The organism is Duncaniella freteri, from assembly GCF_004766125.1.
GTDB lineage: Bacteria > Bacteroidota > Bacteroidia > Bacteroidales > Muribaculaceae > Duncaniella > Duncaniella freteri.
In genome coordinates, this window is the sequence record NZ_SJSA01000001.1 from 675,011 (window position 1) to 686,639 (window position 11,629).

The 11,629-nt window shown below is 49.6% G+C and carries 8 protein-coding genes and 1 tRNA gene; 5 read left to right on the forward strand and 4 right to left on the reverse strand.

Features of this window, described 5'->3' with window-relative positions; genetic code table 11:
• Positions 1-3: 3 nt before the first annotated feature.
• The 3 genes from EZ315_RS02915 (at position 4) to glgP (ending at position 5,780) form a co-directional block, all read left to right on the forward strand.
• Positions 4-1,281 (forward strand): glycosyltransferase, encoded by a 1,278-nt coding sequence (locus EZ315_RS02915; RefSeq protein ID WP_135470470.1) that lies wholly within the window; start codon positions 4-6, stop codon positions 1,279-1,281.
• 156 nt (positions 1,282-1,437) lie between these two features.
• Positions 1,438-3,156 carry a glycogen/starch synthase gene (locus EZ315_RS02920; RefSeq protein ID WP_135470471.1) on the forward strand — a complete coding sequence of 573 codons (1,719 nt, stop codon included), beginning with the start codon at positions 1,438-1,440 and terminating at the stop codon, positions 3,154-3,156.
• 62 nt (positions 3,157-3,218) lie between these two features.
• Positions 3,219-5,780, forward strand: a complete 2,562-nt coding sequence (gene glgP, locus EZ315_RS02925) for an alpha-glucan family phosphorylase (RefSeq protein ID WP_135470473.1) — start codon at positions 3,219-3,221, stop codon at positions 5,778-5,780.
• A 172-nt stretch (positions 5,781-5,952) separates the two neighbouring features.
• Here glgP and EZ315_RS02930 read toward each other — a convergent pair.
• From EZ315_RS02930 to EZ315_RS02945, 4 genes are all read right to left on the reverse strand, one after another.
• A tRNA-Pro gene (locus EZ315_RS02930) sits at positions 5,953-6,025 on the reverse strand.
• Between the two features lie 79 nt (positions 6,026-6,104).
• Positions 6,105-7,403 carry a M18 family aminopeptidase gene (locus EZ315_RS02935; protein ID WP_135470474.1) on the reverse strand — a complete coding sequence of 433 codons (1,299 nt, stop codon included), beginning with the start codon at positions 7,401-7,403 and terminating at the stop codon, positions 6,105-6,107.
• Between the two features lie 231 nt (positions 7,404-7,634).
• Complete coding sequence (locus EZ315_RS02940) at positions 7,635-8,180, reverse strand: hypothetical protein (protein ID WP_135470476.1); 546 nt, start codon at positions 8,178-8,180, stop codon at positions 7,635-7,637.
• A gap of 7 nt (positions 8,181-8,187) precedes the next feature.
• Entirely contained in the window at positions 8,188-8,823 is a 636-nt protein-coding gene (locus EZ315_RS02945) for a redox-sensing transcriptional repressor Rex (RefSeq protein ID WP_135470478.1), read from the reverse strand.
• A 192-nt stretch (positions 8,824-9,015) separates the two neighbouring features.
• On the opposite strand from EZ315_RS02945, the gene gltX reads away from it, so the two are divergent.
• Positions 9,016-10,551 (forward strand): glutamate--tRNA ligase, encoded by a 1,536-nt coding sequence (gltX, locus tag EZ315_RS02950; protein ID WP_135470480.1) that lies wholly within the window; start codon positions 9,016-9,018, stop codon positions 10,549-10,551.
• Positions 10,548-11,519: an N-acetyl-gamma-glutamyl-phosphate reductase gene (gene argC, locus EZ315_RS02955; protein ID WP_135470481.1), complete on the forward strand. Its 972-nt coding sequence runs from the start codon at positions 10,548-10,550 to the stop codon at positions 11,517-11,519. The genes gltX and argC overlap by 4 nt, the downstream gene beginning before the upstream one ends.
• Positions 11,520-11,629: the final 110 nt, after the last annotated feature.

Here is an 11,629-nt window from a genome sequence, read left to right on the forward strand (position 1 = left end):
CCGATGAAAAAAGATCTGCTCCTCTTCACCACCTTATTCCCTTATGACGCGGTTACAGAATCCGTGTTTGTAATGAGTGAGCTTGAGGAATTGTGCAGGTGCTTCCGGCGAGTCATAATCATCCCTGAAATAAGCAAAGGTGAACTGAGAGACCTTTCCTCATTCACCAATGTCACTGTCGACACATCCAGGGCTTTATCAACCGACCACAGACATCCGTTAGGCAAGCTGCCGTCAGCACTCCATCCCTCAGTGTTGGATCAGCTTGCAAAAAGCCTACCCCATATCCCTGCCAACAAGATTCCTGCCGCATGGTCAATGGCTATCAACCGCCACCGCATAGGGAGCAATCTAAAAGACATCATAAAGCGTCATTCAATAGACTGCGACAACGCAGTGTTCTACACCTTTTGGTTCGACCACATCACAGAAGCCATTGCCCTGGCTCTTCCACCTGATCATGGCACACTCGTGTCAGGAGCCCACAGACAAGACATATACCCAACCCCAGGAGTTCTCAAAATACATAGATACAGGAAACTTGCATTCGAAAGAATGACAAAGTTGTTCGCTGTAAGCAAAGGCGGACAGGAGTTCCTGAAGGATGAATTCAATGGAGACCCAACATCAAAAGTAACACTGCGCACCCTCGGTTCAAAAAAGCCGATCCGCGATGCCATATCACGCCCGGGCAATTCCGAGGATGCCGTCACATTCTTCTCATGCTCCCGTGTAGACGACAACAAGCGCGTCACACTGAATCTGACTTTACTGATCGACTTAGCCCGCAACATGCCTGAATTAAGATTCCGGTGGATACATGCCGGTGACGGTCCGTGCATGAGCATGCTGCGGGCATCAATACCGGCGCAACTGCCATCCAATCTCACCATCGACCTGAAAGGAATGCTCTGTAACGAAGAGATACACAGCATATACCGGAAAGAACCGATTGACTGGGCCATGCTTATGAGCCGATGCGAAGGACTTCCCATAGCACTTTGCGAAGCTCTGTCGTACGGAATACCAGTAATCGGATGTGATGTCCCCGGGATAAAAGAGATCGTCAATGACAGCACTGGCATACTTCTCTCCGAGAATCCCACCTCTGAAGAATTCATAGCACGCATATATCCGTACCTTAACGGACAGAAGGACCAGGCTCCGTTACGCAAATCAGCCTTCGACGAATGGAAGAGCAAATACGACGCATCAACTCTACGAAGATTATTTGCGGAATATATGAGCGAGCTACCCTCAAAAATTATGACCGAGAAGTGAGGGCTTGCAGGCAGAGACGACCACTACAGACAAGCACTCCAAGTTGGTGCCAATTGTTAATAACATCGTGATTGTGAGCAATTATTTCGTTTTTTATGCTATCGTTAGAATAATTTTTCTTACCTTTGCGCCTTGAAACGATAATTTCTAAGACAAATGGACATTAAACCTGCTACACAACGCCCCGAACTGCTGTTTGAAGTAAGTTGGGAAGTGTGTAACAAGATTGGAGGCATTTACACAGTTCTCTCCACCAAAGCCAAAACTCTCCAGAAAATCAGCAAAGACACCACAGTCTTTATCGGTCCCGACGTTTGGTCACAGACCAATCCGTCCCCTTGGTTTACAGAATGCAACGTCACTGGTCTGTCTAAATGGTCAAAAAACGCACATCTCCCCGAAGGTATAAGCGTCAGAGTGGGAAGATGGGAAATCCCAGGACGCCCTATAGCTGTACTTGTAAAGTTTGACGGCATGTATGCTGTCAAGGATGAATTCTACGGCGAAATGTGGGAACGTTTCGGCGTAGACTCACTGCATGCCTATGGAGATTATGACGAAGGATGCGCCTTCGCCCATGCCGCCGGCATAGTGATTGAATCAATAATCCTTTCGGGATACGGACAGGCCTCACCCATCCCTGCCGTTCCGGAGCCACCCCGGCGTGGACGCAAAAAGAAAATCATCCCCACTATAGTGGCCCATTTCGACGAATGGACCACAGGCATGGGGCTTCTATACCTTAAGTGGAAGATGCCGCGCGTCGCTACAGTGTTCACCACACATGCCACAAGCATAGGACGCAGCATATGCGGCAACGACAAACCGCTCTACGACTACATGAGCGGATACAACGGTGACCAGATGGCTCGTGAACTCAATATGGAGGCTAAACACTCTCTTGAAAAAGCTGTCGCACATCAGGCTGACGCATTCACTACTGTAAGTGAGATCACGGCCCGCGAATGCGAGCAATTACTTGAGCGTCGCCCCGATGTGGTAACCCCCAACGGCTTCGAGAAGAACTTCGTTCCGGCCGCATATAAATTCGATGCCGCCCGCGCCGAAGCCCGCGCATCGCTCATAAACACAGCCAATGCCCTCACAGGAGCCGGATATGACGACAATGCGTTTGTAGTCATCACAGGTGGCAGATGCGAATACCGCAACAAGGGTCTTGACATCTACCTCGACATGGCATCGGCACTCCGCAACATGGATACATGCCGCAAAATAATCGCCTATGTGATGGTTCCGGCATGGCCAAAAGAGCCACGTGCAGACCTTCAGGAACGCATATCCGCCAACACACCTACCGACACACCTCTTCAGGAACCAGTGCTGACCCATTGGCTCAACAACCCTGAAAGTGACTCAGTGATATGCCGCACACGTTCTCTCGGATTCTGCAACATTGACCCGCGTGTCACTGTTATATATGTGCCCTGTTATCTCAACGGCACCGACGGTATCTTCAATCTCTCCTACTATGATCTGCTGATCGGAGCAGATGCGACTGTATTCCCCTCATATTACGAGCCTTGGGGCTATACTCCGCTTGAGAGTGTGGCATTCGGCGTACCCACAGTCACAACATCGCTCTCAGGCTTCGGTCAATGGGTACTCGAAACCTATCAGAACTACTTTGAGGAATGCGGTGTGAACGTGATCGGACGCGGCGACTCCAATTATCAGGACGTGGTGACCAATATCGCACATGCCATAGAGTACCTGACATGCGCCGACTCCCGCACCACTGCACGCATACGAAAAGCAGCGATGAACACTGCCGCAAAAGCTTCATGGTCCAACTTCATAAGCTACTATGATGAAGCTTACTCCATAGCTCTTGCCAACGCATCAAAAAGACTGTAGAGAATACTTATACAACCTAATTTTTATAATCCCCAACGTCACTACTACTTAATAATTTCGATATGAAACTACCAGTAAGTAACACCAATGCCCCCGTATGGCGCGACATCACCGTTAAGTCGCAGCTTCCAGCAGCATTGAAATCACTTGAGAAACTGTCCCGTAACCTTTGGTGGGTATGGAACAGCGAAGCCAAGAACCTGTTCCGCGATCTAGACCACGACATCTGGCGTGCAACCGGCGAGAATCCGGTGATGCTACTCCAGCAGCTCCCATCAGAGCGTCTTGACGAAATAATGTCTGACAAAGAGATGATGGCACGCATTGACCATGTATGGAAGATGTTCCAGGATTACATGGCACAGCCAATGCGCAACGACATACCCTCGGTATCGTACTTCTCTATGGAGTATGGTCTATGCAACTGCCTGAAGATCTATTCCGGAGGTCTAGGTGTGCTCGCAGGCGACTACATAAAAGAAGCATCCGACTCTCGCGTCAACATGACTGCCATCGGATTCCTTTACCGTTACGGCTATTTCACACAGACACTCAGTGTAGACGGTCAGCAGATTGCCAACTATGAGCCTCAGAACTTCAACCAGCTCCCCATCGAGCAGGTAACCGAAGAGAACGGCCATCCCATGATATTGGAGGTACCTTATCATGACCGCATAATCTACAGCCACATTTGGCGTGTCAATGTCGGGCGCATGAGCCTGTATCTGCTCGACACTGACTTCGACATGAACAGTGAGTTTGACCGTCCCATCACCCACAAGCTCTATGGCGGCGACTGGGAGAACCGTATCAAGCAGGAATATCTGCTCGGTATCGGCGGTATCCTCGCACTCAAGAAACTCGGCATACATTCCGAGATATATCATGCCAACGAAGGCCACGCCGCTCTCCTCAACCTCCAGCGTCTCGCTGATTATGTACAGGAGAAAGGTCTCGACTTCAACACCGCTCTTGAACTCGTACGCTCATCCGCACTCTACACTGTGCACACCCCCGTGCCTGCCGGTCACGACTACTTCGACGAAGGTCTCGCCCACAAATATCTCCAGCAGTATCCAGCACTCCTTGGCATCTCATGGCAGGAGCTTATGGATATGGGCCGCGAAAACCCCGGAAGCAACGACCGCTTCTCTATGAGCGTATTCGCCCTCAACACATGCCAGGAAGCCAACGGTGTGAGCTGGCTACACGGAGAGGTGTCCAAGAAGATGTTTGCCGGTGTATGGAAAGGTTATTCATGGGAAGAAAGCCATGTAGGCTACGTAACAAACGGCGTTCATATGCCCACCTGGGCAGCAAGCGAGTGGAAGGCTTTCTACTCTGAGAAACTCGGCGAGCAGGTGTTTGACCACCAGAGCGATCCCAAAGCCTGGGAAAATATCTTCAAGGTTAAAGATGAAGAGATCTGGGCTATGCGCACACAGCTCAAAAACAAGTTCATCAACTTCGTGCGTCGTGACTTCAAGGAGAAATGGCTTGCAAATCAGGGTGATCCCTCTGCCGTGATCAAGATCCTTGAGAAAATCAATCCCAATGCACTCATCATCGGCTTTGCACGTCGATTCGCCACCTATAAGCGCGCTCACCTGCTGTTCACCGACCTTGACCGTCTCGCTCGCATCGTCAACAATGAGCAGTTCCCAGTACAGTTTGTATTCTCAGGCAAGGCTCACCCTGCCGACGGGGCAGGACAGGGTCTCATCAAGCGCATCATGGAAGTGTCGCATATGCCCCAGTTCCAAGGCAAGATCATCTTCCTTGAGGACTACAACATGATTGTCGCCAAGCGTCTTGTCACCGGCGTTGACATCTGGCTCAACACCCCCACTCGTCCCCTCGAAGCATCCGGAACATCCGGCGAAAAGGCAGAGATGAACGGTGTGCTCAACTTCTCAGTGCTCGACGGCTGGTGGTACGAAGGATACAAGCTTGATGAAAAGGCCGGATGGGCTCTCACAGAGAAGCGCACATTCACCGATCAGGCTCAGCAGGACAAGCTTGATGCAGCCACTATCTACTCTATGCTTGAAAATGAGATCATCCCCCTCTATTTCGCCAAGAATTCCAAGGGATACTCACCTGAATGGATACAGTACATCAAGCGTTCTATCGGTCATATCGCCCCGCAGTACACCATGCAGCGCATGATCGAGGACTACATCTCCCGATTCTACTCACCCGAGGCAAAGCGTTTCGCAGCCCTGTCAGCCGACAACGACAAACTCGCCAAAGAGATCGCCGCATGGAAACAGAAGGTTGCATCCGCATGGGACGGCATCAAGGTTCTTGACGTGCACACCAAGGAGGATATCCATCAGCACAACACCACAGGTCAGCCCTTCACCACTGTAATCAAGATAGATACCAACGGACTTGCCGATGATCTCGGACTTGAGCTCGTCATCGATAAGATGGAGAACAACACAGAGAAGCGTTGGATAAAGATACCGTTCCAGGTAATCGCCAAGGAAGGCAACATCGTGACTTACGAGGTGACTGACAAGCTCCGCGATCCGGGTGTATTCCGCTACAGCTTCCGCCTGTATCCCACAAATCCCAACCTGCCACATCGTCAGGACTTCGCTTACGTACGCTGGATCTAATCTTTTGATTAATCACAATAATACTTAAGGGTCAAAGGTTCCATTCTGTTTAGGAGTGAACCTTTGACCCTTAAGCTTTCAATATACCTTCTTCACTATTGCTCACCCCATATTTTAAAGAAACAAAAAAATAGGTTCTGATTTCTGAGAATCAGAACCTATTTTTACAATGTCGGGGTGAGAAGACTCGAACTTCCGACCTCCACGTCCCGAACGTGGCGCGCTGCCAACTGTGCTACACCCCGATTGGCATTCTTAGTTCGTTGCCTTTTTGCGGTGACAAAGGTAACGCTTTTTATAAGAAATACCAAATTTCGCCATCAATTACTTAAAAAATTCTTTGAAAGCTTTTACTGTGTATGCCTGATCAAGAGCCGAAGCGGTCTCCCTCACGGAATGCATCGCCCATAGAGCATTGCCCATATCCACACCTCGCAGATCCATCTGAGATGTCAGGATATTGCCGAGAGTAGAACCGCCAGGGACATCACTATGGTTGACAAATGTCTGACAAGGCACTCCAGCCCTCTCACATATGGCCCGGAACACACCTGACGAATCGGCATCTGTCATATATTTGCATCGGGCGTTGATCTTTATCACAGGACCACCGCCAGGCACAGGATGATTGGTGGGATCGTACTTCTCGCCATAATTAGGATGGAATGCGTGGGCATTGTCTGCCGACACCATGAATGAGTTAGCTATGCTCCGGTCAAAGTCCTCCAGACTGCCACCAAGCGACTCGACAATACGGCGCAGCATATTGGCAAGCACAGGTGAGGCTGCTCCCTGCTTGGTGCCTGATCCTGTCTCCTCATTATCAAAAATAGCCATCACACGTGTCTGTCCGCAATCACCATCTGACTCGGTAAGGGCTGTGAGAGCGGCATGCACCATGCTCAGATCATCAAGCCTGCCTGATGTGACAAACTCATCATTCATGCCTACAAGACAAGCCGGAGTAGTGTCATATAGCGATAGGTCAAAATCAAGAATATCATCCACTTTGCATCCGAGAGCCTCAGCCACAAGGCGTATAAGCATTCCCTTTGCCTCAGCCTGCTCCTTGACAATCGCTATCACAGGGAGCAGGTCTTTTTGGGCTGACAGCCTGTTGCCTTCATTGACCTGACGATTGAAATGTATCGCCAGATGTGGAATTGTGAGGAGCGGACGGTCAAACTTCACAAGTTCAACACGTGGACGCAAAGGATCTTCACTCCTAAGCACCACACGCCCTGCTATAGACAAAGGCCTGTCAAACCATGTATACATTATTGGACCTCCATACACTTCGACATTTAGTTTCACCACTCCGCCATCGCTCACCATCTCCGGATGAGGCTTGATACGGAACGTAGGTGAATCACTGTGAGCAGCTATTATGCGGAACCCTGCCGACGGAGCAGCATCAGCCACATTCACGGCAAACACTGCGCTATCATTTTTCACGACATAATACTTTCCTCCTGGCTTGATGTCCCATGCCTGAGCCGGATCAAGGCGTGTATATCCCGCCAAGTCAAGACGTGAAGCCACAGTACGGGCTGCATAAAAATTCACAGGACTCTTGTCGAGGAATTCCATCAGGTCCCTCGCGATAATGTTTACCTCTTGCATATTTAAGTGTATGTTGAAATATTACGCACAAATCTAATCAAAATCCACCGATAAACCAAAATTCGCAGTGATTCCGTTGACAGAATCAAAAAACTTCCGTATCTTTGTCCCCATAAATCATCCCCATCCCTTATTCACTTTTACACCAACCCATAAAGTGAATAAAAAAAGTCGAGCAGTTCGTGAGAACAGCCCGACTTTATTTTTATCTTTTATCTATGAAATCCGGTCTTATACGACCTTAATGTTCAGCAATTCGCGAGAGCCGTCACAGAGTGCGACGACACGCATACGAGGGGATATCGCAATCCCACACTCAGGGACGACAGGGATCATCAGCACATCTCCCATACGTAGAGAGGTCAGTCTGCTTGCCTCGCTCACAATACTGTCAATGACATCCTTAGTCACATCATGACACCCTACAGGCACATCACCAATCATTACAGATCCGAGCCCAAAGAATTCCTGCGGACATATCCATTCACCAAAATTTATCGAGCAATCCATCCCGGACAGCACACCTTCCGGAATGTCACATCCACCCGAGGGAACTATCCTGACTGCAACCGACAATGCATCATAATACCTCGATGCAAACTTCTCACTTATGCTCTTTCCAAGCCTGTTCACACGCACTGCCACATAAGGAACCGCCATCCAGTCCTTTCCGAAATCAGGATAGAACACAGGACGCCCTGGAAGCAACATTGCAGAGTCAGGGTGAAAATCCACATTAAAAACAGGAGAAGAGCTTATCACACGTATTATCTTCATACTATATTCATCTCTGTTCCATACGGTTGTACATCACTGCAAGATGTGCATATATAGAAGTATTCTCGATAGTTATCTCCGGAGATGTCTTGAAATGGAATGGCGTGAAGTTCCATAACGCCTTGATACCGGCTGCAACACACAGCTCCGTCACCTCGGCGGCATATTCCACGGGCACCGCCAGCACAGCAATCTCCGCCCCTAAAGATTCCCGACGTGCGGCAAGCTCGGATATGTCATACACCGGGGTGCCGGCTATCTCAGTACCTATCAACTCGGGGTTCACATCAAAACCTGCCACTATGTCAAGACCGTATCTTGAAAGTCCTGAGTCCATGATCAGAGCCTTCCCCAGACTGCCGACACCCATCATCACGGCATTATGACACTTGTGGAATCCAAGAAAATCATTGAGACCCTGCTCAAGTTGAGCCACCTCATAACCGATCCTGGTCTTTCCTTTTATGTTGAGATATGACAAGTCCTTGGCTATCTGTGAGGCATCCACATTGAGCTGCTGAGAGATAGCGGTCGATGACACATATTCAACGCCTTGGGCTCTGAGGCGTTGCACACAAGCGAGATACCACGGAAGGCGGCGTATCGCTGGTTCAGGCACATAAGGATATCGAGGCGTTTCCATAATATTAATTTCATACATGACGAGCATCAAGACCACTTGCATCCAAATGATTCTGACACTCACATATGGAAGTTTATGAGACACAAAATTAGTAATTTTTTCTCTAAAATTTAGAGATGCCGTGATTTTTGAGTATTTTTGTGCCAAATACTTTAATTTAACGCTCACACAAAATTATATAGAGACAAAGCAATGGACCGAAAAGTCAGAGTAAGATTTGCTCCCTCCCCTACCGGACCTCTTCACATCGGAGGGGTACGTACAGCACTATACAACTACCTTTTCGCACGCCGTCATGGCGGTGAAATGATTCTACGCATCGAGGACACCGATTCACAACGTTTCGTTCCCGGCGCAGAGGACTACATAAACGAATCTCTCGCCTGGCTCGGAATAAAGATCGACGAGGGTGTACGTGAAGGCGGGGCATATGGTCCATACAAGCAGAGCGAACGCCGCGACATCTACCGCAAATATGTCAAGCAGCTTCTTGACAATGGGAAAGCCTACATTGCATTCGACACCCCTGCCGAACTCGATGCCGCACGTGCCGCCACCCCCAACTTCCAGTATGACGCATCCACACGCCTGTCGATGCGCAATTCTCTTTCCATGCCTGCTGAAGAGGTGAAAGCCCTGATCGATGGCGGCACCCCCTACGTGGTGCGTTTCCTCATCGAGCCCGGACGTGACGTAGTGGTAAACGATCTTGTACGCGGCAATGTGACCATCAACTCATCGATCCTTGACGACAAGGTCCTTTACAAAAGTGCCGACGACCTGCCCACATATCATCTTGCCAACATAGTCGACGACCACCTCATGGAGATCACTCACGTGATACGCGGAGAAGAATGGCTCCCCTCCGCACCTCTGCATGTACTGCTCTACGAAGCGTTCGGCTGGGCTGACACCCGTCCTGATTTCGTGCATCTCCCACTCCTTCTCAAGCCCGACGGCAAAGGCAAGCTCTCAAAACGTGATGGTGACCGATTGGGATTCCCTGTGTTCCCGCTCGAATGGCACGACCCCGCATCGGGAGCAATCTCCGCCGGCTATCGTGAGTCAGGCTACCTGCCTGAAGCCGTAATAAACTTCCTTGCCCTTCTCGGCTGGAATCCCGGCGACGACACTGAGATAATGTCCATGGAAGAACTGATAAAGAAATTCTCGTTCGAACACTGCTCCAAAGCGGGCGCAAAATTTGCCTACGAAAAGGGACGTTGGTTCAATCATGAATATCTCCAGACAACACCCGACGAGCGTGTCGCTGCCCTGTTCCGTCCGGTGCTTGAGGCTCATGGCGTAAATCCGGATGACTACACTGAGGACTACATCACCCGCGCAGTGTCGCTCGTCAAAGGACGCATCAATTTCGTTGCCGACCTGTGGGACCATGCCCGATTCTTCTTCACTGCCCCAACCGAATATGCCGAAAAGGATATACGCAAACGCTGGAAAGAAGAGACGCCTGCCATTCTCACCGAGCTTATAGGTGTGCTCCGTGCCCTCCCATCCTTCAAAGGAACCGAAGCAGAACCTATCGTACTGAAGTGGGTTGAGGACAACGGCTATCATCTCGGCAACGTTATGAACGCATGGCGTCTCACTCTTGTTGGCGAATGCAAAGGTCCGCACATATTCGATATCACAGAACTTATCGGGCTTGAAGAGACCGTCCGGCGCATGGAACGAGGCATCGCCACAATAAAACCAGTCCAACAATGATAAAAGCCGGAATCATAGGAGGCTCGGGCTACGCTGCCGGCGAGCTGATACGCATACTCATCAACCATCCTGATGTCGAACTGAAATGGGTGCATTCCCGCACCGTTGCAGGACAGCGCATCGTCGATGTACACCAAGGGCTCCATGGCGAGATAGACATGACTTTCTCAAGCACATACGATCTAAAGGGGCTTGATGTACTGTTCTGCTGCCGACCGGCAGGCAAAACCCGGGAATTCCTTGCAGAAAACGATGTCCCCGAGGACCTGAGAATAATTGATCTCTCGCGCGACTACCGTATCTCCGATCCCTCCCACGATTTCGTATACGGACTCTCCGAACTCAATCGCAAGCCGATGGTGCGCGGAGCACGTCATGTAGCCAATCCCGGATGCCTTGCCATGGCAGTGGAACTGTCGCTCATCCCCCTTGCCAAGAACCTCCTGCTTAATTCGGACATTCACACCACTGTAATCACAGGAGCCACAAGCGAAGGAGCCGAATCACGCCCCACAAACCACTATGCATGGCGCAATGACAACATGGTGGTGTACCGTCCGTTCCGCCACACACAGGAACCTGAGATAATTCAGACCCTCTCTGCCATGCAGCAAAGTTTCCGGTCGCAACTCAATATGGTGCCTGTACGCGGAGCTTTCTCGCGAGGCATCATGGCTGTGACCTATCTGGAATGCCCTCTGGAGCTCGCCCAGATAATCAAGATTTACCAAGACTACTACGATGATCACAATTTCACATTCATCACATCTAAAATACCCGACCTTAAGGATGTGGTCAATACAAATAAGTGTATCATCCATCTTGACAAGATCGACGGCAAACTTCTTATAACAGCAGTGATCGACAACCTGCTTAAAGGAGCTGCCGGGAATGCAGTACATACGATGAACCTGCTTTTCGGACTTCAAGAGACCACCGGTCTGACAATGAAATCGGTCGCATTCTGAGAATATACGGTTAAATATTCATTGTTGAGAAACATTCAGCTCAATTGATTTTTTCACCAAAATTTCATTAATATTTAATTTTTTTCTCAAATATTTGCAACAATATTTGG

Bases quoted from the DNA above. Each gene is read 5' to 3' on its own strand.
- EZ315_RS02915 (WP_135470470.1), top strand. From the start codon at position 4: ATGAAAAAAGATCTGCTCCTCTTCACCACCTTATTCCCTTATGACGCG.
- EZ315_RS02920 (WP_135470471.1), top strand. From the start codon at position 1,438: ATGGACATTAAACCTGCTACACAACGCCCCGAACTGCTGTTTGAAGTA.
- glgP (WP_135470473.1), top strand. From the start codon at position 3,219: ATGAAACTACCAGTAAGTAACACCAATGCCCCCGTATGGCGCGACATC.
- EZ315_RS02935 (WP_135470474.1), bottom strand. From the start codon at position 7,403: ATGCAAGAGGTAAACATTATCGCGAGGGACCTGATGGAATTCCTCGAC.
- EZ315_RS02940 (WP_135470476.1), bottom strand. From the start codon at position 8,180: ATGAAGATAATACGTGTGATAAGCTCTTCTCCTGTTTTTAATGTGGAT.
- EZ315_RS02945 (WP_135470478.1), bottom strand. From the start codon at position 8,823: ATGGAAACGCCTCGATATCCTTATGTGCCTGAACCAGCGATACGCCGC.
- gltX (WP_135470480.1), top strand. From the start codon at position 9,016: ATGGACCGAAAAGTCAGAGTAAGATTTGCTCCCTCCCCTACCGGACCT.
- argC (WP_135470481.1), top strand. From the start codon at position 10,548: ATGATAAAAGCCGGAATCATAGGAGGCTCGGGCTACGCTGCCGGCGAG.